This window comes from Micromonospora sp. NPDC048063 (genome assembly GCF_043202855.1).
GTDB lineage: Bacteria > Actinomycetota > Actinomycetes > Mycobacteriales > Micromonosporaceae > Micromonospora.
Window position 1 is genome coordinate 416,291 of sequence record NZ_JBIDBG010000002.1, and the last position, 26,496, is coordinate 442,786.

The following is a 26,496-nucleotide window of genomic DNA, read 5'->3' on the forward strand; positions in this document are numbered from 1 at the left end:
GGGGCCCTTCCTTACACCCGTCGCACGGCGAGCAGCCCTTCTTGTCGGCCGTTCGGCTTGTTACCGTGCCGATCATGCGTGCCGCCTTCGCCTCCCGCCTCGACGACGCCAACCCGCTCGCCGCGCTCACCGTCGGCGAGCAGCCCGAGCCCACCCACCCGGCCGACGACTGGGTGACCGTGCAGGTGCGGGCCAGCTCCCTCAACCACCACGACCTCTGGTCGCTGCGCGGCGTGGGGCTGCGCGCGGAGCAACTGCCGATGATCCTCGGCTGCGACGCCGTCGGGGTGGACCCGGACGGCAACGAGGTCGTCGTTTACCCGGTGGTCGCCACCCCGGGCGACCCGCGCGGCGTCTCCATCCTCTCCGAGCACTTCCCCGGCACGCTGGCCGAGCGGGTCGCCGTGCCCCGGTCCAACCTGGTGCCGCTGCCGGCGGGCCTGGCGGCGACGGACGCGGCCTGCCTGCCGACCGCCTGGCTGACCGCGTGGCGGATGCTGACCACCGTGGGTCGGGTCGACGACGCCGACGCCGTGCTGGTCCAGGGCGCCGGGGGCGGCGTGGCGACCGCGGCCGTCGCGCTCGCCGCGGCGATGGGCAAGCGGGTGTACGCGACCAGCCGCGACGCCGGCAAGCGGGAGCGGATCGCCGAGCTGGGCGCCACCGCCGTCGAGCCCGGCGCGCGGCTGCCCGAGCGGGTCGGCGTGGTGATCGAGACGGTCGGGGCGGCCACGTTCGACCACTCGCTGAAGTCCGCCGCGCCGATGGCCCGGATCGTGGTCTCCGGCGCGACCGCCGGGCACGAGCCGAAGGTCAACCTGCGCCGGGTCTTCGCCATGCAGCTGGAGATCCTGGGCACCTCGATGGGCACCCCCGACGAGCTGTCCGCCCTGCTCGCGTTCTGCGCCGAGCGGGGGGTGCGCCCGGTGGTGGACAGGGTCGTCCCGTTCAGCCGGGTCGCCGACGCCTTCGCCCGCCTGCACTCCGGCGACGTCTTCGGCAAGGTCGTCGTCGACCACACCGCCTGACGGCCCCCGGCGGCCGCGCCCGCTCGCCGTCCGGCGGGGCGCGGCCGCTCAGAGGCGGTTGTCGAGGGTGGCGATGTCGTGGCGGGCGGCGTCGGTGGGGATGCGGCGCTTGGCGGCCTCGTCGCCGTAGAGGGACCAGCGCAGGAACTCGACCGTGGTGTCCGAGACCACCCGCAGGGCGTCGCCGTCGCTGAGCAGGGCCCGGCCGTGGTCGCCCTTCGGCAGGCTCAGCATGGCCTTCGGCCAGGGCACCTTGTCGTAGGCGGCCTTGCCGGCGGCGTACTCGACCACCTCGTCAGCCTCGCCGTGCACGAAGAGCTGCGGCGCGGCGGCGCCCGCGAAGGCGGTGCCGACACCGAGCGCGGTGCCGGCGAAGACCACGCCGGCGTCCAGCCGCTCGTCGCGGCCGGCGGTGAAGAGGCCGATCGTGGTCACCCCGCCGGCCGAGTGCCCGGCCGCGGCCACCCGGTCGGTGGCCAGCCGGCCGCGCAGCGGGTCGCCGCTCCGGCCGTCGAGGGCGAGCACCTGGGTGAGCGCGTACGACACGTCGGCGGGCTGGTTGAGCACGTCGAGCACGTTGCCGTCGCCGCCCCGCGCGGTGTGCGGGAAGGTCGGGGCGGCCACCACGAACCCGGCCGCAGCCCAGCGGGTCAGCAGCTTCTCGTAGTCGGCCGGCCGCCCGTTCAGGCCGTGGCTGAACATGACGACGGGAAACTTCCCCCTCGCGGCCGCCGCTGAGCGCTCCGGCTGCCCGCCGGCCTCCCCGGCCGCGGGGTACCAGACGGTCACCGGCAGCGGCCGGTCCCCGTCGCGGTTCAGCTCGAGCTGTCGTACGCCGACGGCGAACGCCTTCTCGGGGGCGGTGCCGGCGGGCACCAGCGGCGCCGGGGTGCTCGCCTTCGGCGATTCGACGGGAGCGGCCGGGCGGGCGACCGGACCGGCGTCGGCGGAGCAGCCGACCAGACCGGCGGCGAGCAGGGCCGTGGCGAGCAGAGCGGGGGTGGCGCGACGCGACATGGCTCCGATTGTGCCTCGCCGCGCCACCCGCCCCACCCGGGATCGACGCAGCGCACCGGCCGCGTGACCGGCTCGTGCCGGCTCGTCCGACTCGGGTGCCGGACGCGCGACCGAGGCGAGCCCGGTCGCCCGGTTCGCCGGTCGCCCGGGCGTCAACCGGTCACGAACGGGCGTCGGCGTCGGCGGCGCGTAGGCGCGCCAGATCGGCGGCGTCCTTGGGGCGGCGGGGGCGCCCCGGCATCCAGACGGGAAACATCTCCTTGAACTCGATCTGGGCGGCCACCGAGATCACCGGGACGGCCAGCGGGCCGATCCGGCCGGGCGGACCGGTCAGCATGCCGTCGGGCAGCGGGGTGCCCGCCCACGGGCCGGCGCCCACCACCACCCGGCCGGCCGCGTCCCGCGCCAGGTACGCGACGCTCACCTCGACGTCGTCGCGGATCAGGTCGAGCTGGAGGTGGACCGGCATCCTCGGGTCTGGCCGCCAGCCGTGCGCCCGCAGCAGGCCGGCCAGCCGCTCCGCGTCGGCGCGCCAGCAGTACCAGTCGACGTCGACGTGCGGCCGGGTCACCTCGCCCAGGTGGAAGTCCATCGCCCAGCCGCCCCGCAGCCACACCTCGACGCCGGCCGCCGACGCCAGCCCGGCCAGCTCGGCGATGCCGTCGAGTTGTCGCCCCGCCAGACCGTCCACGGCCGCACGGTAGCCCGGCGGCCCCCGCCGCGCCAGAGCGTCACCCGCACCGGAGGCGTCCAGGGCGGCCGGTGCGGCGGTCAGCGGGCGGGGCGGGTCTCGAACGCCGTCACGCCGGGGGAGCGGGCGCCGCCGGGCAGGCGCCGGCCGGCGTCCGGGTCACCGTAGAGGGTCCAGCGGAGGAAGTCCGTGGTGGTGGCGAGGACCTGGTCGAAGCCGGGCCGCCCCGGGGTCAGGTACTCGCCGTGGCCCTGACCGAGCAGGCTCAGGAAGGCGGCCGGGCCGGTCGTGCGGTCGTACGCGGCCCGCCCGACCGACGCCGGCACGATCGGGTCGGCCGTGCCGTGCACGAACAGCAGCGGCGCCGCCGGGCCGGCGAAACTGCCCGCCATGCCGCCGCCGGCGATGACGATGCCGGCCCGCAGCCGCCCCGACCGTCCCGAGGTGAACATCCCCGCCGTGGTGAAGCCGCCCGCCGAGTGGCCGGCGGCGGCGAACCGGGTGACGTCGAGGTGCCCGGCGAGCGGGTCACCGCGCCGGGCGTCGAGCCGCACCAGGTGCCGGACGAGCCGCCAGCCGTCGGCCGGCTGGTGGCGTACGTCGGCGCGGCTGAACCGGGGCGCCCCGCGCCGGGTGTGCGGGTAGGCCGGGGCGGCCACCACGAAGCCGGCGGCGGCCCAGCGCCTGGTCAGCCCGGCGTGCAGCTCGGGAAGGCTGTGCAGCCCGTGGCTGTAGACCACCACCGGGAACCGGCCCGCCGCCACCGCGTCCCCGTCCGCCGGGTACCAGACGGTCACCGGGAGCGGCCGAGCCGAGGTGGGGTCGACGGTGAACGTCCGCACCCCGACGGCGTACGTCGTCTCGGGGGCCGGACGGCCCGGCGGCGCGCCGCTCCCGGGCGCGGCGGTGGCCGGCGCGCAGCCCGCCAGCAGCGCCGTCATCAGCACGGCGACCAGCCGCTTCACCCCCACCGTTCCACGGTAGGTGCCGGGTCGTCCGGACCGTCCCCACCGTCCGGCCGGACACTCCCGTCGGCCGGGCGGATCCCGTCCACCGGCCGGCCCGACCTGGAGTCGGGCGGCGCGTGACGGACGACGGGGCGGTAGCGACTTGGCTAGGGTCACCGGCATGCCTGAGAACCACACGGACCCGAGCGGCAACACCGCGGCGTTCCGCGCCTTCGCCAACACCGCCGAGCCCGAGGCGCCGGCCGGCGCCTCCCGCACGCCGCTGCTCGTCGGCGCCGGGGCGGTCGCGGTCGTACTGGTCGCCCTTCTCGCCTGGCTCGCCCTGAGCTGACGCCCGGGCCCGGGTCAGCCGGCGGCGCCGACCACGGCCCGCGTCTGGAGGGCGATCTCGCGCTCCTCGTCGGTGCCGAGGACGAAGACTGTCACCTCGGCACCCTCGGGGGAGATGACCCGGTCGCCGCTGCCGGCGTTGCGCTCCGGGTCCACCGCGATGCCGAGCCGGTCCAGGCCGGCCAGCGCGGCGGCGCGCACCGGCGCGGCGTGCTCGCCGACTCCGGCGGTGAAGGCGATCGCGTCCACCCGCCCGAGCAGCGCGTAGTACGCCCCGACGTAGCCGGTGATCCGCCGGCAGTAGACGTCGAAGGCGAGCGTGGCCGCCGGATCGCCGTCCGCCCGGCGCCCGAGGACCTCGCGCATGTCGTTGGCGCCGGTCAGCCCGAGCAGGCCGCTGCGGTGGTTGAGCAGGTCGTCGATCTCGTCGACGGAGAGCCCGCCCTCCCGGCGCAGGTGGAAGATGACGGTCGGGTCGAGGTCGCCGCTGCGGGTGCCCATCACCAGGCCCTCCAGCGGGGACATCCCCATCGAGGTGGCCACGCTCCGGCCGCCGGCGACCGCGCAGGCGCTGGCCCCGTTGCCCAGGTGCAGGGTGATCGTGTTCACCTCCGCGTACGGGCGGCCGAGCAGCTCGGCGGCGCGCCGGGACACGTACGCGTGCGAGGTGCCGTGGAACCCGTACCGCCGGATGCCGTACCGCTCGGCGGTGTCCCGCTCGACCGCGTAGGTCGCGGCGGCCTCGGGCAGCGTGGTGTGGAACGCGGTGTCGAAGACGGCGACCTGCGGCACGTCCGGCAGCGCGGCCAGGGCGACCTCGATGCCGGTCAGGTTGGCGGGGTTGTGCAGCGGCGCGAGCGGGATCAGGTCGCGGATCGCGGCGAGCACCGCGTCGTCGAGCAGGACGGGCTCGCCGAACCGCTTGCCGCCGTGGACCACCCGATGCCCGACGGCGGCCAGCCCGGCCAGGTCGAGCCCGGCGAGGATCTCCCGGACGGCGGTCTCGTGGTCGGCCGGGCCGCCGCCCGGCTCGCCGACCCGCTCCACGGTGCCCCTGTCGAGCACCCGGTCGCCGTCGAAGAGCCGGTACTTCACCGACGACGATCCGCAGTTGAGCACGAGCACCCGGCTCACGGGCGCCTCCTTCCGGCGGCGGCCGGGCCGACCCGGGCACTCATGACGACACTCCGCTTCGCTGCGTGCCGCCATGAGGCACCGTCGCACCGAGCCTGCTGATTCGACACTCCGCTTCGCTGCGTGCCGCCATGAGGCACCGTCGCCCTGAGCCTGCTGATTCGCTCGCTTCGCTCGCTCATGACGACTCCTCGGCCGCGGCCTGGATGGCGGTGATCGCCACGGTGTTCACGATGTCCGGCACGGTGGCTCCCCGGGACAGGTCGTTCACCGGCCGGCGCAGGCCCTGCATCACCGGCCCGACGGCCACCGCCCCGGCGGAGCGCTGCACCGCCTTGTACGTGTTGTTGCCCGTGTTCAGGTCGGGGAAGACGAAGACCGTGGCCCGGCCGGCGACCGTGCTGCCGGGCAGCTTCGTCGCCGCGACCGCCGGGTCGATCGCCGCGTCGTACTGGATCGGCCCCTCGACCAGCAGGTCGGGGCGGCGCTCCCGGACCAGTTTCGTGGCCGCCGCGACCTTCTCCACGTCGGCGCCCGCCCCGGAGCTGCCGGTGGAGTAGGAGAGCATGGCGACCCGCGGCTCGATGCCGAACCGGGCGGCGGTGTCCGCCGAGGAGATGGCGATGTCGGCGAGCTGGGCGGCGTCCGGGTCGGGGTTGACCGCGCAGTCGCCGTAGACCAGTACCCGGTCGGCCAGCAGCATGAAGAAGACGCTGGAGGCGACCGAGACCCCCGGCACCGTACGGATGATCTCGAAGGCCGGCCGGATCGTGGCGGCGGTGGTGTGGGTCGCCCCGGAGACCATCCCGTCGGCGTGCCCGGTCTGCACCATCAGGGTGCCGAAGTAGTTCGGCTGGGCGACGATGTCGTGCGCCAGCTCGGCGGTGACCCCCCGGTGGGCGCGCAGCTTCGCGTACTCGACGGCGAACTCGTCGCGCCACTCGCTGGTGAACGGGTCGACCACCCGCGCGCCGGTGATGTCGATGCCCAGCTCGCGGGTCCGCCGCACGACGTCGTCGGGACGCCCGAGCAGGGTGATGTCGGCGACGCCCCGGCGCAGCAGGATCTCCGTCGCCCGCAGGATCCGCTCCTCCGCCCCCTCGGGCAGCACGAGGTGCCGGCGCCGCGCCCGGGCCCGGTCGATCAGGTCGTTCTCGAACATCAGCGGGGTGACCCGCCCGGAGCGGCTGACCCGCAGCCGGCGGGCCAGGTCGTCGGTGTCCACGCAGCGCTCGAACGCGCCGAGCGCGGCCTCCACCTTGCGCGGGTTGGCCGCGCTGGGGCGGCCCTCGATCCGGCTGGACGCGGCCACCGTGTCGTAGCTGTCGCTGGGCACCGAGAGCACCGCAAGGCCGGGCTTCAGCGCCTCCACCAGCCGCATCGCCCGTGGGTCCGGCTGCTCGCCGAGGGTGAGCACCAGGCCGGCCAGCGAGACCTGGCCGGCCACGTGCGCCGCGCTCGTGCCGATCAGGAGGTCGTCCCGGTCGCCCGGCATGATCACCAGGGCGCCCTCGGTCAGGTGGTCCAGCAGCGTCGGCACGTGCGCCGCGCCGACCACGTAGTCGAGCACGTCGCGGCCGAGCGCGTCGTCGTCCCCGGCCAGCAGCGTGGCGCCGAGCGCCGCCGCCACCTCGGCCACCGTCGGCGCCGACACGGTCGGCACCTCCGGGATGGCGTACGCGGGGACCGGCAGGTCCGGCAGGGCCATCGGGCCGGGCACCCGGTTGGCGACGACCGCCAGCACCGTGGCCCCGAGGTCCTCCAGATCGTGGTACGCCCCGCGCGCCGCCGCCGCGATCGCCGCCGGCTCCTGCCCGAAGCCGTCGACCACGGGCACCACCACGCTGCCGAACTCGGTGGCCAGCCGGGCGTTGAAGGCCAGCTCGCGGGGCCCGGCGCCGTCGCCGCCGTCGGCGAAGTCGCTGCCCACCACGACCACCGCCGGGCAGCGCCGCTCGACCTCCCGGTAGCGCGTGACGATGTCGGCGATCAGTTCCTCCCGCCGCCCGTCGGCGACCAGCGCGGTGGCCTCGGCGTACGTGGTGCCGCTGAGGTCGGCCAGCGGCAGGCCGATCCGGTACCGGTCGCTGAGCAGGGCGAGGATCGGGTCGGGGCCGTGCCCGCCGACCAGCGGCCGGAACGCGCCGATCCGCTCGACCTGCCGGGACAACAGCTCCGCCAGCCCGAGCGCGACGGTCGACTTGCCACCGCCGGATCCCACGCTGGTCAGGTACACACTCCGAGCCACGCACCCACCCTAAAAGATCGCGCCTCCCCCGACCCGGGACCTTAGCCCCACCCGCCCGGGCCATTGATCATGAAGTTGTTGTCGCCCGCCTCGGCGTGTCGCGACAACAACTTCATGATCAACGCAAGGTGACGGGTCGGATTACTCGTCGTCTTCGTCGTCGAGGCGGGCGAGCCAGGTGGCGAGGCGCTCGATCGGGGTCTCGAACTCGGGGTTCAGGTCGACGAAGTCGCGGAGGCGCTCGCCGAGCCACTCGACGCTGACGGACTCCTCGCCCCGCCGCTGCACCAGTTCCTCGATCCCACGGTCCGTGAAGTACATGCTGTCCGTTCCTCGCTCGTCGGTCTGCTGCGTATGGGCGTTCGGGCCATCCGGGACGGACGCCGGCCGGGACGCCGACGGGGCAGAGACCGTCAGCGCGACGGTCCCTGCCCCGGTTGTCGGTGCGGTGCTCAGGTCACGGGCGGGGGAGAGCCGCCTCGATCAGGGCGGTCTGCTCGACGTCGTGCATCTTCGCCGAGCCGACGGCCGGGGCGGCCGCGGCCGGGCGGGAGATGCGGCGCAGCCGGACGTCGGCCAGGTGCTCCAGCAGGTTGAGCGCGACGAACGACCAGGCGCCCTGGTTGGCCGGCTCCTCCTGCACCCAGGCGTAGTCCTCGGCGTTCGGGTACGCCGCCAGCGCGGCCCGGATCTCCTCCACCGGCATCGGGTAGAGCTGCTCCAGCCGGATGATCGCGGTGTCGGTGATGCCGCGTTCCTGCCGGGCCTGGAACAGGTCGTAGTAGACCTTGCCCGAGCAGAGCAGCACCCGCTTCACCGACTCCGGCGCCGGGGCGCCCGGGTCGCGCAGCACCGGCTGGAAGGTGCCGGTGGTGAACTCCTCGACGGAGGAGACGCAGAGCTTGTGCCGCAGCAGCGACTTCGGCGTGAACACCACCAGCGGCTTGCGCTTCGGCGAGAGCGCCTGGCGCCGCAGCAGGTGGAAGTAGTTCGCCGGGGTGGTCGGGATGGCCACCCGCATGTTGTCCTCGGCGCACATCTGCAGGAACCGCTCCGGGCGGCCGGAGGTGTGGTCCGGGCCCTGGCCCTCGTGGCCGTGCGGCAGCAGCAGGGTGACGGCGGAGCGTTGGCCCCACTTCACCTCGCCCGAGGAGATGAACTCGTCGATCACCGACTGGGCGCCGTTGACGAAGTCGCCGAACTGCGCCTCCCAGCAGACCAGCGCGTTGATGTTCTCCACCGAGTAGCCGTACTCGAAGCCCATCGCCGCGTACTCGCTGAGCAGGGAGTCGTGCACGAAGAACCGGGACCGCTCGCCGTCGCCGGTCAGCGACTGCAGGGGCAGGTGGTCCTGGCCGGTCTCGGCGTCGACCACGGCGGCGTGCCGCTGCACGAAGGTGCCCCGGCGGGAGTCCTGACCGGCGAGCCGGACGGTGACCCCGTCGTGCAGCAGCGAGCCGAACGCGATGATCTCGCCGAAGCCCCAGTCGATGTTGCCCTCGACGGACATCTTGGCCCGCCGGTCGAGCAGCTGCTGGATCCGCTTGTGCGGGGTGAAGCCCTCCGGCAGGTTGACGTGCGCCTCGCCGATGGCCCTGACGACGCCGGCGTCGGTGGCGGTCTCCACCTGCGGCTCCGGCTCGTCCTCCCGCTTGGGGCGGCTGAGCTGGCGCGGCATGGTGGCCGCGTCGCGGGTGGCCTTGAAGACCCGCTCCAGCTGCGACTGGTAGTCGCGCAGCAGTTCCTCCGCATCCTCCACGGTGATGTCGCCGCGCCCGATCAGCTCCTCGGTGTAGAGCTTCCGGACGGACCGCTTCGAGTCGATGATCTTGTACATCTGCGGGTTGGACATCGACGGGTCGTCGCCCTCGTTGTGCCCGCGCCGGCGGTAGCAGACCATGTCGATGACGACGTCCTTGTTAAACGCCTGCCGGTACTCGAAGGCCAGCCGGGCGACCCGGACCACGGCCTCGGGGTCGTCGCCGTTGACGTGGAAGATCGGCGCCTGGATCATCCGGGCGACGTCGGTGCTGTAGAGGCTGGAGCGGCTGTACTCCGGGGCGGTGGTGAAGCCGACCTGGTTGTTGACCACCACGTGCACGGTGCCGCCGGTGCGGTAGCCGCGCAGTTGGGAGAGGTTGAGCGTCTCGGCCACCACGCCCTGGCCGGCGAAGGCGGCGTCGCCGTGCACCGCGAGCGGCAGCACGGTGTAGCCCTCCAGCTTGAGGTCTATCCGGTCCTGCTTGGCCCGGACGATGCCCTCCAGCACCGGGTCGACGGCCTCCAGGTGCGACGGGTTCGCCACCACCGAGACCTTGACCGAGTGGTCGCCGTCCGGCGTGGTGAACTTGCCGTTCTGACCGAGGTGGTACTTCACGTCGCCGGAGCCCTGCGTGGAGCGCGGGTCCAGGTGCCCCTCGAACTCCGAGAAGATCTTCTCGTACGGCTTGCCGACGATGTTCGCCAGCACGTTGAGCCGGCCGCGGTGGGCCATGCCGATGACGACCTCGTCCAGCCCGCCCTCGGCGGACGCCTCCAGCACCTCGCCGAGCAGCGGGATCAGCGACTCGCCGCCCTCCAGCGAGAAGCGCTTCTGCCCGACGTACTTGGTCTGCAGGAAGGTCTCGAACGCCTCGGCGGCGTTGAGCCGGTTGAGCACGTGCTTCTGCTCGTCCGGGGACGGCTTCTCGTACTTGCGCTCGATCCGCTCCTGGATCCAGCGCCGCTCCTCCGGGTCCTGGATGTGCATGTACTCGATGCCGACCCGGCGGCAGTACGAGTCGCGCAGCACGCCGAGGATGTCGCGCAGCTTCATCCGCTGCTTGCCGGCAAAGCCGTTGACCGGGAACTCGCGGTCCAGGTCCCACAGGGTCAGCCCGTGCTGGAGGACGTCCAGGTCCGGGTGCTTGCGGATCTCGAACTCGAGCGGGTCGGTGTCGGCCATCAGGTGCCCGCGCACCCGGTAGGCGTGGATCAGCTCGTGCACCCGGGCGGTCTTGTTGATCTGGCCCTCGCTGTTGACCGCGACGTCGCGCATCCAGCGCACCGGCTCGTACGGGATCCGCAGCGAGGTGAAGATCTGGTCGTAGAAGTCGTGCTCGCCCAGCAGCAGCTCGTGCATGACCTTGAGGAACTCGCCGGACTGCGCGCCCTGGATGATCCGGTGGTCGTACGTGCTGGTCAGGGTGATGACCTTGCTGACCGCCAGCTCGGCCAGGGTGGCCTCGGACATGCCCTGGTAGGGGGCCGGGTACTCCATCGCGCCGACGCCGATGATCGCGCTCTGCCCCTGCATGAGCCGCGGCATCGAGTGCACGGTGCCGATGCCGCCGGGGTTGGTCAGCGAGATCGTGGTGCCGGAGTAGTCCTCCATGGTCAGCTCGTTGCGGCGGGCGCGCCGGACCACGTCCTCGTACGCCTGCCAGAACTGCCGGAAGTCCATCTGCTCGCAGCCCTTGATGGACGGGACCACCAGGTTGCGGCTGCCGTCGGGCTTGACCAGGTCGATCGCGATGCCCAGGTTGACGTGCTCGGGCCGGACCATGACCGGCTTGCCGTCGACCTCGGCGAAGGAGTTGTTCATCTCCGGGTGGGCGACCAGCGCCCGGACCATCGCGTACCCGATGAGGTGGGTGAAGCTGACCTTGCCGCCGCGCCCACGGGTGAGGTGGTTGTTGATCACGATGCGGTTGTCGACCAGCAGCTTGGCCGGGACGGCGCGCACGCTGGTGGCGGTCGGCACGGCGAGCGAGGCGTCCATGTTCTGGACGATCTTCGCCGCCACGCCGCGCAGCGGCGTGGTCTGCGGGCCGGTGGCGGTCGGCTTGGTCGGCGCGGGCTTGGCCGGGGCGGCCTTCGCGGCCGGCTTGGCCGGGGCGGCCTTGGCGGCCGGCTTCTCCGGCTTGGCCTCCGGCTTCTTCTCCGCCGGCTTGGCGGCGGCCGGCTGCGCGACCGTGGTGGTCGCCTCCTGCTGCCCGGCGGGCTCCGGCTTGGCGGCCGGCTTCGGGGCCTGCTGCTCGGCGCGGGGCGTGCCGGCGCCGGGCGCCGGACGGTAGTCCGCGAAGAAGTCGTGCCAGGCCGAATCGACGCTGGTGGGGTCGGCGAGGTAGCGCTGGTACATCTCCTCGACGATCCACTCGTTCGGGCCGAAACCCGCCAGTGGGTTCTCCTGCGAAGTCTGCTGGGTCGACACGGCCGGTAATCGCCTCTTTCACGCGGGTTTGTGTGTCACGCGGTGTCCCCGTGCCGCCCTGTCTGCGAGCGCCCACGAGACGGCTCCCAGGCTACGCCGTGCGGATGCCGCAGGCATTTCCGCCTCCGCTGCGTGGTCCGTTTCACAGAAGATGCCAGAAGTTGGCCAAACGCTGCGTGTTCCGCCGACTGCTGGTAAGGCCCGTCGTGTCGTCGGCGCCCGGTACGACGGGGGCGGGGGGTGGTGCCAGGCACCACCCCCCGCCCCCGTCGTCCGAACCCGTCAGGAGATGTCGCGCCGGCGGGTGATCGCGACGCCGACCACCCCGCTGACCACCGCGTAGCCGATCAGCACGAGCGCGCCGACCCACCACTCGGGGGTGAAGTCCGTCTGGCCCTCGCTGACCATGACGGTCGAGGCGACGGCCGGCCAGATCACCTGCCACTTGGCCACGGCCTGGTTCTCCAGCACGTTCGCCAGCAGCATGAACAGCAGCCCCACCACCTGCGTGCCGACCAGGTAGAGCACCGCGGCGGTGATCACCGCGCCGAGCTGGTTGGTGATCAGCGTGCCGATCCCCACGCCGAGGACCGTCCAGATCGCGTACGCCAGCAGGTTGAGCAGCAGCGCCCGCTGCACGGCCCACTCGTCGAGCAGGGTGCCGTAGTCGTTGATCGACAGGAAGACCGCCCCGGCGGCCAGGTCGATCACGGTGGTCACCAGCCAGAACCCGAAGCCCAGCAGGCTCGCCGCGACGAGCTTGCTGAGGATCACCGACGTGCGCCGCGGCGTGGACAGGAACGTCGTGGTCGCCGTCTGGTGGAAGAACTCGTTGGTGACCATCAGGATGCCGATCAGCATCACGAACATCAGGCCCAGGTACTGCCCGGAGGTGTAGAGGTTGGCGGCCTGCGCCGCCGCGGACGCCATGTCGCCGGTGACGCCCAGGCTCTCGCCCTTGCCGCTCAGCGTCTCGTCGGCGACCCAGGCGTTGAACGCGAACGCCAGCGCGATCGACAGGAACGCGCCGATGGCCAGCCACCACCACGTGCTGGTGGTGCGGATCTTGAGCAGCTCGGATCGGACGAGGTTCATCGGATGCCCGCCTTTCCGGCCGTCAGCTCCAGGAAGACCCGTTCCAGGTCGGGCCGTTCCGTGGTCAGTTCGTGTAGTTCGACGCCGGCGGCCAGGGCGACCCGGCCCACGGTCGGGGCGTCCACCCCGCCCACCAGCAGGGCGCCGTGCTCGTCGACGTCGACGGTGGCCGGGCCGTCCTTCAGCGCCACGGTCAGCGCGTCGGCCTGCGGGGTGCGCACGCGCACCCGGACGCCCTGCGCCATCGACCCGATCACGTGCTCGACCGTGCCCTGCCGGACGAGCTGGCCGGCGGCGATGATCACCACGTCGTCGGCGAGCAGCTGCATCTCGGACAGCAGGTGGCTGGAGACCAGCACGGTGCGGCCCTCGTGCGCGAGGTTCTTGAGGAACCCGCGCATCCACCGGATGCCCTCCGGGTCCAGGCCGTTGGCCGGCTCGTCGAGGATCAGCACCCGGGGGTCGCCGAGCATCGCGGCGGCGATGCCGAGCCGCTGCTTCATGCCGAGCGAGTAGCCCTTGAACTTGCGGTTCGCCGCCGGCGTGAGCCCGACCAGCGCCAGCGCCTCGTCGGCCCGCTGCTTCGGCAGCCCCGCCGCCGCGCAGAGCACCCGCAGGTGGTTGATCCCGGTGCGGCCCTTGTGCGCGCTGGACGCCTCCAACACCGCGCCGACGTGCCGCAGCGGGTCGGTCAGGTCGGCGTACCGGCGGCCGCTGATGGTCGCCTGCCCGCCGGTCGGGGTGACCAGGTTCAGCAGCATGCGCAGGGTGGTGGTCTTGCCGGCACCGTTGGGGCCGAGGAACCCGGTCACCCGCCCCGGCTCGACCGTGAAGGACAGATTGTTCACGGCCCGGACGTTCTTGTACTGCTTCGTCAGGCCGGACACCACGATCTGACCGTCACTTGTGGGGCTTCGCTGCCCGTCAGTCATTGCTCTCCTTCGTGCGGGGCGTCGGGGTACGCCGTGACACAGCGTGGCGGGCGGGCGCAACGAGGTCAATCAGGCGCGCTCCGTAGATCCACCTCCGCCTCAGGCAGGAGGCCCTCCTCCCCAGGAACGACTACCCGCCGGCCGCCGACACGGCGATCCAGGTCGCCCGGGCCCAGGCAAGGAGGGTGCCGTCGGGGGCGTACAGGCTGGTGTGCACGAGCGCCTTGCGGCCCTCGCCGTCGACCATCGCGCCGGTCACCACGCACTCGTCGCCCGGCTCGGGCAGCGCCGCGACCACCGCCGCGATCCGGCCGAGGACGTACGGTCGGCCGGGGGCGATGACGGCCCAGCCGCCGGGGCAGTCCAGCGCCGCCCAGACCGTGGCGGGGGTGACCGATTCCGGCACGCGGAACGGCGCGGCGGTCCGGCCGTCCGGCAGCCGGCCGGGGAAGATCCGCAGGCCGTCGGGGCGGTCCGGGCCGCAGACGTAGCAGCCCGGGAAGGGGTGGTCTACCAGTCCGGGGTACGCCGCCGACGCGGCCCGCGCGGCCGGCAGGTCCACCGGCGGCACGACCGCGCGGGGATCCTCCGTGGGGCGGACCTGGGCGACGACCAGGCCCTCCGGGTCGCGGACCTCCCCGTCGACGAGAGTGAGCAGGGTCTCCAGCGGGGGCGGGCGGCGCAGCGTCACCTCGACCGGCCCCGGGGCGCCGGACGCGGCGGCGAAGACCCCGGCGCTCCAGCCGCCGTTGCCCGAGCCGGGCGGCCCGTTGTGGCGCGACTCGATGATCATCAGACACCTCCCGCGGCGCGGCGTCCGGCCCCGTCGCCGGCCCGCCCCCGGCAGCCTCGCACGCCCGCCGGCCGGCCCCGCCACGGGTCGCCGACCGCCGTTCACCTCATCGACACTCCTCACCCCAACGCCCGGCAACCCGGGCCGCCTACACAGGTGCCATGGCCGTTCTGCACGCCGCTGGCGCACCCCTGACGACCAGCGGATACACCCTGCTGATCGCCGACGACCCGAGCGAGGTCGCGGCCGCGCAACGCCTCCGTCACGAGGTGTTCGCCACCGAGCTCGGCGCCACCCTCCGCCCCGACGCCGCCGGACGCGACGTCGACGAGTTCGACCCGTACTGCGACCACCTGATCGTCCGGCAGGAGAGCACGGGCGAGGTTGTCGGCACGTACCGGCTCCTCCCGCCGGGCCGCACCGACCGCCGGTACGCCGAGACCGAGTTCGACCTCGCGGCGCTCGACCCGCTCCGGGAGCAGTTGGTCGAGGCCGGTCGCTCCTGCGTGCACCCCGACCACCGCTCCGGCGCCGTGATCAACCTGATGTGGGCCGGCATCACCCGCTACCTGCACCTGCGGGGGTCGCGCTGGCTCGGCGGCTGCGCGTCGGTGCCGGTGGCCGACGGGGGTGGGGCCGCCGCCGCGGTGTGGGACGAGGTCCGGGCCCGGCACCTGGCCCCGCCGCCGCTGCGGGTGCGTCCACGCCACCCCTGGTTCGCCGAGCCGGGCGCGACGACCGGGCCGGCCGACGGTCCGGCGGGGCGGGCCGTGCTGCCGCCGCTGCTGCGCGGCTACCTGCGCCTCGGCGCCTGGGTCTGCGGGGAACCCGCGTACGACCCGGAGTTCGGGGTGGCCGACTTCTACGTGCTCTTCTCCCTGGACCGGATGAACCCCCGCTACCTGCGGCACTTCCTGGGCGGGGCCGAGCGGTGAGTGCGACACCTCTCTGGCTGCCCGCGTCGGGCTGCGGGCCGGCCTGCCTCCCGGCCGCTGGCGCGGCACCGGCCGCGCCGGCGACCCGGCGGGCGGCCCGGCTGCTGGCGGTGCTCGGGATGCTGCTGGCGGGCACGGTGCTGGCCGCGCTGCTGCCGGTGCTGCCGGCGGGGGAGCGGGCCGTGGCCGTGCGCGGCTGGGCCCGGGGGGCGCTGCGCGCCCTCGGCGTACGCCTGGTGGTGCGCGGCCGGGCACCGCGGCGGCCGGCGTTGCTGGTGGCCAACCACGTCTCCTGGCTGGACGTGCTGGCGCTGCTGGCCGTCGCACCGGCCCGGATGGTGGCCAAGCGGGAGGTGCGGTCCTGGCCGCTGGTCGGGCTGCTCGCGACCGCGGCCGGCACCGTCCTGGTCGACCGGGCCCGGCCGCGCGACCTGCCGGCGACGGTGGCCCGGGTCGCCGCCACCCTGCGCGCCGGCCGCCCGGTGGCGGTCTTCCCGGAGGGTACGACGTGGTGCGGGGCCGCCGACGCGGTCGGCTGCCGCCCCGGCCGGGGGTTCCGCCCGGCCCTGTTCCAGGCGGCGATCGACGCCGGGGCGCCGGTGGTGCCGCTACGGATCGGCTACGCGTGCGCGGCGACCGGCGTGCCGACCACGGCCGCCGCCTTCGTCGGTGACGACAACCTGCTCCGCTCGCTGGGTCGGGTGCTCGCCGCCCGCGACCTGGAGGTCCGGGTGACCGTCTCCGCCGCGCTGCACCCCGCGCGGGACGCCGACCGTCGGCTGCTTGCCCGGACGGCCGAGTCGGCCGTGCACCTCGTGCCGCCGCCGGCCGGGGCGGCGGCCCCGGGCGCGCCGGTCCCCGTGCCGGTGCTGTCCCCGCCGGTGCTGTCCGCGCCGGTCCCTGTGCCGGTGCTGTCCCCGCCGGTGCTGTCCGCGCCGGTCCCTGTGCCGGTGCTGTCCCCGCCGGTGCTGTCCGCGCCCGTCGCCGTGCCGGTGCCGTCCCCGCCGGTCGCCGCGCCGTCGGAACCGGGGCCGCCCGCCGGGCCGGCCGGACCGGAGCGGAGGCTCGACCTGGCCGCCTGACCCCCGCCGGCGAGGACCGTCCGCCGTCCGGCGGCCTCGCTTGCCATATCGCGATGTATCGCGTTACTGTCCTGCCGTGGTACGCGCCGGGCCGGCGCGTCACCGGAGGGAGGACCGATGACCGGCTGGACCGTGGACGCCCCGCAGCGGCTCACCCTGGACGGGCCGGTCACCCGGCTGGACGTCCACCTGCTCAGCGGCCGCCTCAACGTGGTGGCCGCCGACGGCCCGGCCCGGGTCGACGTCACCCGGGTCGGTCGCCGGCCGGTCCTGGTCGAGCACCGGGACGGTCGGCTCTCCGTACGCCAGCAGCGGCGCCGGCGGTGGTCGGAGTTCGTCTGGTGGGTGGGGCCGCTGGCCCGGCTGGCCCGGGTCGACGTCTCCGTCGCGGTCCCCGCCGACGTGCTGGCCGACCTCGAACTGGTCGAGGGCTCGCTGGTCGCGTCGGGCCTGCGCGGCCGGACCCGGGTGGAGGTGACGGCGGGGCGGATCACGCTGATGGGGCTGCGCGGCCCGACGTCGGCGAAGACCACGTCGGGCCCGGTCGAGGCGCTCGGCGTGTCCGGCGACCTCGACCTGGAGACGGTCTCGGGCGAGGTGACCGTCGCCGACAGCGCGGCCGGGCAGGTGCGCGCGACCACCGTCACCGGCGCCATCACCTGCGATCTGGACAACCCCCGACGCAGCGACATCCGGCTCAGCACGATCTCCGGCGGCATCACCGTCCGGGTCCGCGAGGACAGCGACCTCGCCGTGCGCCTGCACACCACGTCGGGCCGGATCACCAGCGGCTTCGCCCAGGTGCGGGGCAGCGCCGCCCCCGGGGCGGTGGTCGACAGCGAGGGAGTGCTCGGCGCGGGCGAGGGTAAGCTCTGGGCTTCCGCCACCTCGGGCAGCATCGCGCTGCTCGCCCGCCGGGTGGACGACCAGGAAGAGGAGCTGCCGTGACCGCCGTGTTCAGTCACGGGCGGCTCCGGCTCTACCTGCTCAAGCTCCTCGACGACGGCCCGAAGCACGGCTACGAGCTGATCCGCCTGCTGGAGGAGCGGTTCCTCGGCCACTACGCGCCCAGCGCCGGCACCATCTACCCCCGGCTGCAGCGGATGGAGGCCGACGGGCTCGTCACCCACACCGCCGTCGGCGGCCGCAAGGTCTACGAGATCACCGAGGCCGGCCGGGCCGAGCTGCGCCAGCGGGCCGGCGAGCTGGCCGCCCTGGAGTCGGACATCGCGGCCTCGGTCGAGGACCTGTCCGCGCTGGCCGGGGAGATCCGCGACGAGGTACGCGGCTCGGTCCGCGACCTGAAGCGGGAGCTGCGCGAGGCGGCGCGGCAGACCCGACGGGCCCGCTGGACGCCCCCGGCGCCCGGTCCGGCGCCCGCCCCCGGCCCCGCCCCAGGGCCGGGAACGACGCCGCTCGCCGAGTTCGACCAGCGGCTGGCGGCCTTCGCCGTCGAGGTGGGCGCCCTGGTGCGGGCCCGCAGGCTCACCGATTCGCAGCTGCGTACGGCGATCCGGCTGCTCGACGGCGCGTTGGACGGGCTGCGGCGGCTCCTGCGCTGATCACGACGGTCGGCTCACAGGCTTTTTCCAGGAAGTGCTCAGCGCGGACGCAGCGAGAGCGCGGATGATGGGCGCATGGCCGCTACCCAGACCGAGGCGCGACTGCTCGTCGTCGAGGATGACCCCAACATCCTCGAACTGCTCTCCGCGAGCCTGCGCTTCGCGGGCTTCGACGTGGCCACCGCGACGAGCGGCAGCGCCGCCCTGCACGCCGCCAAGGACCACCGGCCCGACCTGGTCGTGCTCGACGTGATGCTGCCCGACCTGGACGGCTTCGAGGTCATCCGGATGCTCCGCGAGGGCGGCACGCGCACGCCCGTGGTCTTCCTCACCGCGCGCGATGCCACCGACGACAAGATCCGCGGGCTGACCCTGGGCGGGGACGACTACGTCACCAAGCCGTTCAGCCTGGAGGAGCTGACCGCCCGGATCCGGGCGGTGCTGCGGCGGACCAGCACCGGCGAGCAGGCGCCCTCCCGGCTGACCTTCGCCGACCTGGAGCTGGACGAGGAGACCCACGAGGTGCACCGGGCCGGCCAGCGGGTGCAGCTCTCGCCGACGGAGTTCAAGCTGCTGCGCTACCTGATGCTGAACGCCAACCGGGTGCTGTCGAAGGCGCAGATCCTCGACCACGTGTGGAACTACGACTTCCGGGGCGACGACAACATCGTCGAGTCCTACATCTCCTACCTGCGCCGCAAGGTGGACAACACCCAGCCCCGGCTGATCCACACCCTGCGGGGCGTCGGGTACGTGCTACGCAAGCCGGCGGCGTGAACCCGGTCCACCAGGGGAAGGCATGGCTGCGCGGCGTCCCGCTGCGGGTGAAGCTGGTCGCCGCGGTGCTCGCCCTGGTCGCCGCCGCCCTCCTGGTGATCAGCGCACTGACTGCCTTCTTTCTCCGCGATTACCTGGTCGGCCAGGTCGACGCCCAGATCAAGTCGGCCAGCCAGGGGCTCGGGCAGGCGCTTCCCGGGCTGCGCACCGGTCAGGTCCAGGCGATGCTGCCCAGCAGCTACGTCGTCTCGCTCGCCGACGAGGAACGGGTGTACCGGCCGGTCTACGACGACATCAGCCTCGACCCCGAGCAGCTGCCGAACTTTCCCACCGACCTGAGCGGATTCGTCGCGCTCGAGGGCGAGCCTGTCTACGTCTTGTCCCGGGACGGTCACACCCGCTGGCGGGTGGTCTACGCGGGACAGGAGGACGGCTCGGTACTGGCCGTGGGGCAGCCGCTCACCCAGGTGGATCGCGCCGTCAAGCAGCTGATCTGGATTGACCTGCTGGTCGGCGGGTCGGTGCTGATCCTGCTCGCCTCGATCGGCGCGGCGATCGTCCGGACCAGCCTGAAACCGCTGGTGGAGATCGAGCGTACGGCCGCCGCCATCGCCGGCGGTGACCTCACCCGGCGGGTGCCCGACCCGGAGGAGGGGCAACCCGTACCGACCTCGGAGCTGGGCCGGCTCTCCCGGGCGCTGAACGCCATGCTGACGCAGATCGAGGCCGCCTTCACCGCCCGGGCCGCCTCGGAGACCGCCGCCCGGGCCGCCGAGACCACGGCGCGGGACGCGGCTGGCGCGGCGCGGGCGTCCGAGGCGCGGGCCCGGCGCTCGGAGGAGCGGATGCGGCAGTTCGTCGCGGACGCGTCGCACGAGCTGCGGACGCCGCTGACCACCATCCGGGGCTTCGCCGAGCTGTACCGGCAGGGCGCGGCGAGCGCGCCGGAGCAGACCGCCGACCTGCTGCGCCGCATCGAGCAGGAGGCGGCCCGGATGGGGCTGCTGGTGGAGGACCTGCTGCTGCTGGCCCGGCTGGACCGGGAACGGCCGCTCGCCCTCGCCCCGGTGGAGCTGCCCGTGCTGGCCAGCGACGCGGTCGAGGCCGCCCGGGTGGTAACGCCGGAGCGCCGGGTGGAGCTGGAGATCGAGCCCGGGTCCGGCCCGCTGGTGGTCTACGGCGACGACGCCCGGCTCCGTCAGGTGATCGGCAACCTGATGACCAACGCCCTCACGCACACCCCGCCGGACGCCTCGGTGACCCTGCGGCTGCGGGCCGAGCCGGGCAACCTGGCCGTGGTGGAGGTGGCGGACACCGGCCCCGGGCTCACCCCGGACCAGGCGGAGCGGGTCTTCGAGCGCTTCTACCGGGTGGACGCGGCACGTACCCGGCGGGCCGGCGGCAACACCGGCACCGGGCTCGGCCTGGCCATCGTGGCGGCGCTGGTGCGCGCGCACCACGGCACCGTCGAGGTGGCCGAAACCCCGGGCGGGGGCGCGACCTTCCGGGTCCGGCTGCCGCTCGTGCCCGACATCGAGGGTGATGGCGAGTGACTTTCAGCCAACATTCAGGCCGGTTCCAGGCTGGTCGCAGTGGCCCGAGCGAAGGTGGATCCATGACCGAGTACGAGTCCGACCCGCAGCGCCGGCCGGCCGCCACCGACGCCGAGCCGTCGCACCCCACCGCCGAGCTGCCGCGCGTCGAGCGCGCGCAGTCCGACTCCCGCCCCGACCCCGCCCCGGCCGCCCTCGGGGACACCGCCGCCCCGGCGTCGGCCGCATCCGCCGCCCCGGCGTCGGCCGCACCCGAAGCGACGGGCGGCGACGCCTTCCGTACCGCCGAGCCGGACCGGACCACCGACGCCCCGGTCGCGGGCGACGTCGCAGCGCGCGCCCCGGAGCCGGCCCGCGCCCCCGAGGGCGTCACCGCCCCGGACGCGGTCCGTGGCCCCGGCGTCCCGGCCGGGCAGCCCACCCCGGCGGGACCGTTCCCACCCGCCACGGCCGCCCCGCCCTACCCCGTGTCCGGTCAGGCGCCGGGCGGCCACCCGCACGCGGCCGGGCAGCCCGGCCAGCCGCAGGGCACGCCGTACCCGGGCGCGCCGTGGTACGGCCAGCAGTCCGGCTGGAGCGGGGGACAGCCGGGACAACTGGGTGCGGGCTACGGCCAGCACCCGCACCACCCGGGCCAGCCGGTGCCGCCCTGGGCCCCCGTGCCGGCGGTCGGCCCCCGGCCGGGCCGGATCGCCAAGCTCGCCGGCGCCGGCGTCGCGGTCTTCGCCCTGATGCTCGGCTCGGGCGTCGCCGGCGGGGCGCTCGCGCTCGCCGTGGACGGCGACTCCGGGATCACCCGCACCTACTCCGCCGCGCCGGTGATCAACAGCGCCGACCTGCCCCGGATCGCCGCCGCCGTGCAGCCCAGCGTCGTCTCCATCGCCACCGACAGCGGCGAGGGCTCCGGCGTGATCCTCACCGCCGACGGCTACGTGCTCACCAACAACCACGTCGTCGCCTCCGCCGGCCAGGACAGCGTCCGGGTGGTCTTCGCCGACGGCAAGACCGTCCAGGCCCGGATCGTCGGCACCGACCCGAAGACCGACCTGGCGGTGGTGAAGGCCGCCGGCGTCAGCGACCTGAAGCCGGCCACGTTCGGCGACAGCGACGCGATGCAGGTCGGCGACCAGGTGCTCGCCCTCGGCAGCCCGCTGGGCCTCCAGGGCTCGGTCACCGCCGGCATCCTCAGCGCCCGCGACCGCACCATCCAGGCCGGCAGCGGCCAGCAGCGGCAGGAGCCGGGCCAGGGCGCCAGCTCGATCGCCGGGCTGCTCCAGACCGACGCGCCGATCAACCCGGGCAACTCCGGTGGCGCGCTGGTCAACACCCGGGGCGAGGTGATCGGCATCAACACCGCGATCGCCACCGCCGGTCAGGGCAGCACCGGCAACATCGGCGTCGGCTTCGCGATCCCCAGCAACAAGGCCGAGGACGTGGCCGGCAAGCTCCAGCGGGGCGAGAAGGTCAGCCACCCGTCGCTCGGGGTCAGCGTGACGGCCGCCGAGGGCGGCGGGGCGCTGGTCGCCGCCGTCACCTCCGGCAGCGCCGCCGAGAAGGCCGGGCTCCAGCGCGGCGACGTGATCACCCGGTTCGGCGACACGGTGGTCAACGACTCGGACGACCTGGTCGGCGCCGTGCAGGCCGGCAAGGTCGGCGACCGGGTAGCGGTGACCTACAAGCGCAACGGCGCCGAATCCACCGCAACCGTGACGCTCGCCGAGACGTCGTAACCCGTAACCGAGACTTTCCTCCTCCCTCCGGCGGCGGGTGGCGGGGCCAAGGGGGTTGGCTCCGTCACCCGCCGCTTCCTCTGACGGCGGTTCGCCCGGTGCGGGTGAGCCGCCGTCACCCGTCGGGCCGGCATCGTCGGTGGCAGACCGGCGATGGCGTACGGAGGGATGCGATGACCACGGCAGCGGCCGTCCGGACCGACGATCGGATCCAACGGGACGTGCTCGACGAGCTGGCCTGGGACGCCCAGGTGCAGCCGAACGACATCGGGGTGACCGTCGCCGACGGCGTGGTCACGCTGACCGGTTGGGTGGACGGCTCTGCCCGCAAGTGGGCGGCGCAACGCTGCGCGCAGCGCGTACGCGGGGTGCGGGCGGTCGCCGACGACATCGAGGTGCGCCTGCCCGGCGAGGCGGGGCGTACGGACGCCGAGATCGCGATCGCGGTGAGCCGGGCGCTGGAGTGGGACAGCTTCGTCCCCGCCGAGCTGCTGGACGTCACGGTTGCCAACGGGTGGGTGATGCTGCGCGGCGAGGTGGAGTTCGGCTGGCAGCGGCGTACCGCCGAACGGGAGGTGCGCCGGCTGCGCGGCGTGCGCGGGGTGACGAACCTGGTCGAGGTGCGCCCCGCCGCCCGTCCGGACGCCGAGCGGATCCGGCGCGACCTGCAGCGGGCGCTGCTGCGGGGGATCGGCACCGAACGGGTGACCGTCGAGCTGGACGGGGACACGGTGATCCTCGGTGGCGTGGTCCGTTCCTGGTGGGAACGGGACGAGGCGGAGCGGCTGGCCTGGTCCGCCGCGGGAGTGCGGGCGGTGCGGGACCGCCTCCTCGTGGGCGGGTGAACGCCCGGCTTGTCCGGTTTAGCCGTGCCGTCACCGGGAAACCGCCCTCGATCCCGCCGTGTGGGGTGACCGGCCGGAGCGCATCCGGCGCCGGCTGCCCACCCGCACCACCGACCGACGGGGAGGACTCGTGGCCGTGAACCACCTGCCGACCGACCGGGCGGCGGAACGGCCGTTGCGGATCGCGATGGTGGTGCCGCCGTGGCTGTCGATGCCCCCGCCCGGCTACGGCGGGCTGGAACAGGTGGTGACCGGCCTGGTGGAGGCGTTGAGCGAGCGGGGACACGCGGTGACCGTGTTCGGGGCGGGTCAGGAGCACGGCACCCCCGCCGACTTCGTCTCCACCGTGCCGGAGCTGCAGTACGAGCGGCTCGGCGAGGCGCTGCCCGAGCTGGCCCACCTGGCCCGGGTCAACCACCTCGTCGACGCGGCCGACTTCGACGTCGTCCACGACCACACCACGATCGGCCCGCTGGTCGCCGGCCGCCGGGCGGTTCCCACCGTGGCCACCGTGCACGGCAACCCCGTGGGCGAGTACGGCGCCGTGCTCAGCGACACCGACCCGGGCGTCGGGCTGGTCGCCATCTCCCACGCCCAGCGCCGGCTCAACCCGCGACTGCCCTGGGTCGGCACGGTGCACAACGCGATGGACGTCCAGGGCATCCCGCACAAGACCGCGCCCAGTCACGGCCCGGTGCTCTGGCTGGCCCGGTTCAGCCCCGACAAGGGCCCGGACGTCGCCATCCGGGCGTGCCGGGTGGCCGGCCTGCCGCTGGTGCTCGCCGGCAAGTGCAACGAGCCGCCCGAACGCCGCTACTTCGAGGAGGCGGTCCGGCCCGTGCTCGGCGAGGACGTCCACGTGGTGCTCGACGCCGACCGGGCGGAGGCGCTGCGGCTGCTGGTCGAGGCCCGGTGCCTGATCATGCCGATCCAGTGGGAGGAGCCGTTCGGCATGGTGATGGTGGAGGCCATGGCGACGGGCACCCCGGTGGTGGCCCTGAACCGGGGGGCCGTGCCGGAACTCGTCCGGCCCGGGGTGACGGGCCTGATCTGCGAGGGCGTGGACGACCTGCCCAGCGCGCTGCGTGCCGTGCCCGGCCTCGACCCGGCGGACTGCGTCGCGCACGTGGCGCAGAACTTCTCCACCGCCCAGATGGCCGCCGGCTACGAGCAGGTGTACCGCCGCTTCATCGCCGACGCGGCCCGGTCCGCCGGGGTCCGGGAGCCGGCCCGGGTGGCCGGGCGTTGACCGTGGCCGGCCGTACCTGACCGGCCCGCTCCGGCGGCCCGCTCAGCCCGCGCCGTCCGGCGCACCGAGGCCCGGCCGGCACCGGCACCGGACGGCCGCTTTCCGGCCCGTGCCAGGATGAGGCCATGGCGCGGGGACCGGTGGCGTTCGTGCTCGGGGGCGGGGGAGTCCTCGGCGCGGTCGAGGTGGGCATGCTGCGGGCCCTGTTCCGGGCCGGGATCCGGCCCGACATGGTGCTCGGCACCTCGATCGGGGCGGTCAACGGCGCCCTGGTCGCCGCCGAACCGTCCGAGGCGGTCACCGACCGGCTGGTCCGGCTCTGGGCCTCGCCGGAGGCGAGCGAGGTGTACGGCGACTCGGTGGCCCGGCAACTGCGCCGGTTCGCCGCCCGGACCCACCTGCACTCGCCCCGCCCGCTGCGCAAGCTGCTGGAGAGCGAGCTGGGCGCGGAGACCACCTTCGCCGATCTCCGGGTGCCGTTCCGCTGTTGCGCCGCGAACATCGAGCGGGCCGCCGAGCACTGGTTCGACAGCGGTCCGCTGGTGCCGGCCGTGCTGGCCTCCGCCTCGGTGCCGGGGCTGCTGCCGCCCGCCCGGATCGACGACCAGCACTACGTCGACGGCGGGATCGTCAACTCCATCCCGATCGGCGAGGCCGTCGCCGCCGGCGCCGGGCGGATCTTCGTACTCCAGGTCGGGCGGATCGAGCGGGAGCTGAGCCCGCCCCGGCGGCCCTGGGAGATCGCCCAGGTCGCGTTCGAGATCGCCCGGCGGCACCGGTTCGCCCGGGAGATGGCGGCCCTGCCCGACGGGGTGGAGGTGCACGTGCTGCCCACCGGCGGGCTGAACCCGCGCGACGACACGCCGTGGGCGTACCGGGACATGGCGGCGGTGGGGCGGCGGATCAGCCGGGCCTACACGGCCTCGCGGCACTACCTGGCCACCCAGGTGGAGCGCTGATGCCTCTGCCGCCGCGGTGGGTACGCCGGGTGCTCCTGGCCCCCGGCGTGGTGCTGCTCGCCTTCCTGGTGGTGACCACCCTGCCGGTCTGGGCGCTGCTCGCGGCGGCCGCCTCGCCGCTGGTCCCGGGCCGGCTCCGGCCGCTGCGACTGCTCTGGATCGGCTGCGTCTACCTGGTCTGGGACGCGGCGGCGCTGCTCGCGCTCTTCGGGCTCTGGGTCGCCTCCGGCTTCGGCTGGCGGGCCCGCTCGCCGGCCTTCCAGCGGGCGCACTACGTGCTCGCCGGCTGGTTCCTGCGGGTGCTCTTCTGGCAGGCCCGCTGGACGCTGCACCTGAGCATCGACGTGGTGGGCACCGATCCCGACACGGCCCTGCCCGGCCGGCCTGAACTGGTGCTCTGCCGGCATGCCGGCCCCGGCGACTCGTTCATCCTGATCCACGCCCTGGTGAACTGGTTCAACCGGGAGCCGCGGATCGTGCTCAAGGACAGCCTCCAGTGGGATCCGGCGATCGACGTGCTGCTCAACCGGCTGCCCAACCGCTTCCTCGCGCCCGGTCCAGATGGGCGGGGCTCGGTGACCGAGCAGATCGGGCACCTGGCCGAGGGCCTGGACGACGACGACGCCTTCGTGATCTTCCCGGAGGGCGGCAACTTCACCCCGCGCCGCCGGCTGCGGGCCATCGCGCGGCTGCGCGCGCTGGGCCTGGAGCGCATGGCGCTGCGCGCGGAACGGATGCGGCACGTGCTCGCCCCGCAGCCCGGCGGGCTGCTCGCGGCCCTGGACGCCGCCCCCGACGCCGGGGTGATCTTCGTGGCGCACACCGGCCTGGACCGGATGCTCACCGTGACCGACGTGTGGCGGGAACTGCCGATGGACAAGCGGATCGTCATGCGCTTCTGGTCGGTGCCGCCCGAGGAGGTGCCGACCGGCCGGCAGGAGCGGATCGACTGGCTCTTCGACTGGTGGGCGCGGATCGACGAGTGGATCGCGGCCAATCGGGACGGCGCCGCGTAGGGTGCGCTGGTGGACCAGATCTGCGTGGTGACGACGGTGGTGGACGCGCGGTCGGTCGCCGACGTGCTGGCGGCCGCGGCCGTCGCCGGGCGGCTGGCGGCCTGCGCGCAGGTGGGCGGCCAGGTGGACAGCACCTACTGGTGGCGTTCCGGGGTGGAGACCAGCACCGAGTGGTCGGTGCAGTTCAAGACCGCGCCGGACCGGGCCGCCGCGCTGGTGGAGCAGATTCGCGCCAGCCATCCGTACGAGGTGCCGGAGATCCTGGTGACCCGGGTGGACAGCGGCGACCCCGCGTACGCCGCCTGGGTGCACGAGCACACCCGGCCCTGAGTACGCGCACTCTGGGGCGGTGACGGGAGC

General features: G+C 74.3%; 23 protein-coding genes and 1 pseudogene. 14 read left to right on the top strand and 10 right to left on the bottom strand.

The window, feature by feature from the left end; translation table 11 throughout:
• The first annotated feature begins 65 nt into the window (after positions 1 to 65).
• Positions 66 to 1,028, top strand: coding sequence for a zinc-binding dehydrogenase (locus ACGFZ2_RS06715; protein WP_393450838.1), 963 nt, complete (start codon positions 66 to 68; stop codon positions 1,026 to 1,028).
• Positions 1,029 to 1,076: 48 nt separating this feature from the next.
• On the opposite strand, the gene ACGFZ2_RS06720 is transcribed toward ACGFZ2_RS06715, so the two are convergent.
• The 3 genes from ACGFZ2_RS06720 to ACGFZ2_RS06730 all read right to left on the bottom strand — a co-directional run bounded on the left by ACGFZ2_RS06720 (position 1,077) and on the right by ACGFZ2_RS06730 (position 3,707).
• The gene (locus tag ACGFZ2_RS06720; RefSeq protein ID WP_393261200.1) at positions 1,077 to 2,045 is read right to left on the bottom strand and encodes an alpha/beta hydrolase family protein; all 969 of its coding nucleotides are present in this window, start codon (positions 2,043 to 2,045) and stop codon (positions 1,077 to 1,079) included.
• 160 nt (positions 2,046 to 2,205) lie between these two features.
• The gene (locus tag ACGFZ2_RS06725; protein WP_393450841.1) at positions 2,206 to 2,736 is read right to left on the bottom strand and encodes a nucleotidyltransferase domain-containing protein; all 531 of its coding nucleotides are present in this window, start codon (positions 2,734 to 2,736) and stop codon (positions 2,206 to 2,208) included.
• 80 nt (positions 2,737 to 2,816) lie between these two features.
• The gene (locus tag ACGFZ2_RS06730) at positions 2,817 to 3,707 is read right to left on the bottom strand and encodes an alpha/beta hydrolase family protein (RefSeq protein WP_393261195.1); all 891 of its coding nucleotides are present in this window, start codon (positions 3,705 to 3,707) and stop codon (positions 2,817 to 2,819) included.
• Between the two features lie 157 nt (positions 3,708 to 3,864).
• On the opposite strand from ACGFZ2_RS06730, the gene ACGFZ2_RS06735 reads away from it, so the two are divergent.
• Complete coding sequence (locus ACGFZ2_RS06735) at positions 3,865 to 4,035, top strand: hypothetical protein (protein WP_350703739.1); 171 nt, start codon at positions 3,865 to 3,867, stop codon at positions 4,033 to 4,035.
• A 14-nt stretch (positions 4,036 to 4,049) separates the two neighbouring features.
• On the opposite strand, the gene ACGFZ2_RS06740 is transcribed toward ACGFZ2_RS06735, so the two are convergent.
• From ACGFZ2_RS06740 to ACGFZ2_RS06770, 7 genes are all read right to left on the bottom strand, one after another.
• Positions 4,050 to 5,168, bottom strand: coding sequence for an acetate/propionate family kinase (locus ACGFZ2_RS06740; RefSeq protein ID WP_393450844.1), 1,119 nt, complete (start codon positions 5,166 to 5,168; stop codon positions 4,050 to 4,052).
• 178 nt (positions 5,169 to 5,346) lie between these two features.
• A complete protein-coding gene (pta, locus tag ACGFZ2_RS06745; protein ID WP_393450847.1) occupies positions 5,347 to 7,416 on the bottom strand; it encodes a phosphate acetyltransferase in 2,070 nt (689 codons plus the stop codon).
• A 141-nt stretch (positions 7,417 to 7,557) separates the two neighbouring features.
• Positions 7,558 to 7,737, bottom strand: coding sequence for a DUF6104 family protein (locus ACGFZ2_RS06750; RefSeq protein WP_393261189.1), 180 nt, complete (start codon positions 7,735 to 7,737; stop codon positions 7,558 to 7,560).
• A gap of 136 nt (positions 7,738 to 7,873) precedes the next feature.
• Complete coding sequence (locus ACGFZ2_RS06755; protein WP_393450850.1) at positions 7,874 to 11,608, bottom strand: multifunctional oxoglutarate decarboxylase/oxoglutarate dehydrogenase thiamine pyrophosphate-binding subunit/dihydrolipoyllysine-residue succinyltransferase subunit; 3,735 nt, start codon at positions 11,606 to 11,608, stop codon at positions 7,874 to 7,876.
• A 282-nt stretch (positions 11,609 to 11,890) separates the two neighbouring features.
• Positions 11,891 to 12,703, bottom strand: a complete 813-nt coding sequence (locus tag ACGFZ2_RS06760) for an ABC transporter permease (protein WP_350703731.1) — start codon at positions 12,701 to 12,703, stop codon at positions 11,891 to 11,893.
• Entirely contained in the window at positions 12,700 to 13,635 is a 936-nt protein-coding gene (locus ACGFZ2_RS06765; RefSeq protein WP_393450853.1) for an ABC transporter ATP-binding protein, read from the bottom strand. Before ACGFZ2_RS06765 ends, ACGFZ2_RS06760 begins: the two co-directional genes overlap by 4 nt.
• Before the next feature lie 130 nt (positions 13,636 to 13,765).
• Positions 13,766 to 14,428 (bottom strand): hypothetical protein, encoded by a 663-nt coding sequence (locus ACGFZ2_RS06770; protein ID WP_393450856.1) that lies wholly within the window; start codon positions 14,426 to 14,428, stop codon positions 13,766 to 13,768.
• Positions 14,429 to 14,589: 161 nt separating this feature from the next.
• On the opposite strand from ACGFZ2_RS06770, the gene ACGFZ2_RS06775 reads away from it, so the two are divergent.
• The 12 genes and pseudogenes from ACGFZ2_RS06775 to cutA all read left to right on the top strand — a co-directional run bounded on the left by ACGFZ2_RS06775 (position 14,590) and on the right by cutA (position 26,466).
• A complete protein-coding gene (locus tag ACGFZ2_RS06775; RefSeq protein WP_393450859.1) occupies positions 14,590 to 15,363 on the top strand; it encodes a GNAT family N-acetyltransferase in 774 nt (257 codons plus the stop codon).
• Positions 15,360 to 16,232, top strand: a pseudogene (locus tag ACGFZ2_RS06780) (lysophospholipid acyltransferase family protein); the annotation flags it as partial. The gene ACGFZ2_RS06775 and the pseudogene ACGFZ2_RS06780, both read left to right, overlap by 4 nt.
• 330 nt (positions 16,233 to 16,562) lie before the next feature.
• Positions 16,563 to 17,393: a DUF4097 domain-containing protein gene (locus ACGFZ2_RS06785; RefSeq protein WP_393450862.1), complete on the top strand. Its 831-nt coding sequence runs from the start codon at positions 16,563 to 16,565 to the stop codon at positions 17,391 to 17,393.
• Positions 17,390 to 18,007, top strand: coding sequence for a PadR family transcriptional regulator (locus ACGFZ2_RS06790; protein WP_393450865.1), 618 nt, complete (start codon positions 17,390 to 17,392; stop codon positions 18,005 to 18,007). The genes ACGFZ2_RS06785 and ACGFZ2_RS06790 overlap by 4 nt, the downstream gene beginning before the upstream one ends.
• 75 nt (positions 18,008 to 18,082) lie before the next feature.
• Positions 18,083 to 18,784, top strand: a complete 702-nt coding sequence (locus ACGFZ2_RS06795) for a response regulator transcription factor (RefSeq protein ID WP_091103329.1) — start codon at positions 18,083 to 18,085, stop codon at positions 18,782 to 18,784.
• On the top strand, positions 18,781 to 20,337 hold the full coding sequence (locus tag ACGFZ2_RS06800; protein WP_393450868.1) for an ATP-binding protein: 1,557 nt from the start codon (positions 18,781 to 18,783) through the stop codon (positions 20,335 to 20,337). The genes ACGFZ2_RS06795 and ACGFZ2_RS06800 overlap by 4 nt, the downstream gene beginning before the upstream one ends.
• Before the next feature lie 62 nt (positions 20,338 to 20,399).
• The gene (locus ACGFZ2_RS06805; RefSeq protein WP_393450871.1) at positions 20,400 to 22,067 is read left to right on the top strand and encodes a S1C family serine protease; all 1,668 of its coding nucleotides are present in this window, start codon (positions 20,400 to 20,402) and stop codon (positions 22,065 to 22,067) included.
• Positions 22,068 to 22,240: 173 nt separating this feature from the next.
• Positions 22,241 to 22,912 (top strand): BON domain-containing protein, encoded by a 672-nt coding sequence (locus tag ACGFZ2_RS06810; RefSeq protein ID WP_393261166.1) that lies wholly within the window; start codon positions 22,241 to 22,243, stop codon positions 22,910 to 22,912.
• Between the two features lie 187 nt (positions 22,913 to 23,099).
• A complete protein-coding gene (locus tag ACGFZ2_RS06815) occupies positions 23,100 to 24,161 on the top strand; it encodes a glycosyltransferase family 4 protein (RefSeq protein ID WP_393261675.1) in 1,062 nt (353 codons plus the stop codon).
• Between the two features lie 125 nt (positions 24,162 to 24,286).
• Positions 24,287 to 25,120, top strand: coding sequence for a patatin-like phospholipase family protein (locus ACGFZ2_RS06820; protein ID WP_393261163.1), 834 nt, complete (start codon positions 24,287 to 24,289; stop codon positions 25,118 to 25,120).
• On the top strand, positions 25,120 to 26,136 hold the full coding sequence (locus tag ACGFZ2_RS06825; protein ID WP_393261161.1) for a 1-acyl-sn-glycerol-3-phosphate acyltransferase: 1,017 nt from the start codon (positions 25,120 to 25,122) through the stop codon (positions 26,134 to 26,136). The genes ACGFZ2_RS06820 and ACGFZ2_RS06825 overlap by 1 nt, the downstream gene beginning before the upstream one ends.
• A 9-nt stretch (positions 26,137 to 26,145) precedes the next feature.
• On the top strand, positions 26,146 to 26,466 hold the full coding sequence (gene cutA / locus ACGFZ2_RS06830) for a divalent-cation tolerance protein CutA (protein ID WP_350703705.1): 321 nt from the start codon (positions 26,146 to 26,148) through the stop codon (positions 26,464 to 26,466).
• The last annotated feature ends 30 nt before the right edge of the window (positions 26,467 to 26,496 follow it).

Excerpts from the sequence above, each read along its gene's own strand:
- ACGFZ2_RS06720 (WP_393261200.1), bottom strand. The coding sequence starts at position 2,045 with ATGTCGCGTCGCGCCACCCCCGCTCTGCTCGCCACGGCCCTGCTCGCC.
- ACGFZ2_RS06735 (WP_350703739.1), top strand. The coding sequence starts at position 3,865 with ATGCCTGAGAACCACACGGACCCGAGCGGCAACACCGCGGCGTTCCGC.
- ACGFZ2_RS06750 (WP_393261189.1), bottom strand. The coding sequence starts at position 7,737 with ATGTACTTCACGGACCGTGGGATCGAGGAACTGGTGCAGCGGCGGGGC.
- ACGFZ2_RS06760 (WP_350703731.1), bottom strand. The coding sequence starts at position 12,703 with ATGAACCTCGTCCGATCCGAGCTGCTCAAGATCCGCACCACCAGCACG.
- ACGFZ2_RS06765 (WP_393450853.1), bottom strand. The coding sequence starts at position 13,635 with ATGACTGACGGGCAGCGAAGCCCCACAAGTGACGGTCAGATCGTGGTG.
- ACGFZ2_RS06770 (WP_393450856.1), bottom strand. The coding sequence starts at position 14,428 with ATGATCATCGAGTCGCGCCACAACGGGCCGCCCGGCTCGGGCAACGGC.
- ACGFZ2_RS06775 (WP_393450859.1), top strand. The coding sequence starts at position 14,590 with ATGGCCGTTCTGCACGCCGCTGGCGCACCCCTGACGACCAGCGGATAC.
- ACGFZ2_RS06785 (WP_393450862.1), top strand. The coding sequence starts at position 16,563 with ATGACCGGCTGGACCGTGGACGCCCCGCAGCGGCTCACCCTGGACGGG.
- ACGFZ2_RS06795 (WP_091103329.1), top strand. The coding sequence starts at position 18,083 with ATGGCCGCTACCCAGACCGAGGCGCGACTGCTCGTCGTCGAGGATGAC.
- ACGFZ2_RS06805 (WP_393450871.1), top strand. The coding sequence starts at position 20,400 with ATGACCGAGTACGAGTCCGACCCGCAGCGCCGGCCGGCCGCCACCGAC.
- ACGFZ2_RS06810 (WP_393261166.1), top strand. The coding sequence starts at position 22,241 with ATGACCACGGCAGCGGCCGTCCGGACCGACGATCGGATCCAACGGGAC.
- ACGFZ2_RS06815 (WP_393261675.1), top strand. The coding sequence starts at position 23,100 with ATGGTGGTGCCGCCGTGGCTGTCGATGCCCCCGCCCGGCTACGGCGGG.
- ACGFZ2_RS06820 (WP_393261163.1), top strand. The coding sequence starts at position 24,287 with ATGGCGCGGGGACCGGTGGCGTTCGTGCTCGGGGGCGGGGGAGTCCTC.
- ACGFZ2_RS06825 (WP_393261161.1), top strand. The coding sequence starts at position 25,120 with ATGCCTCTGCCGCCGCGGTGGGTACGCCGGGTGCTCCTGGCCCCCGGC.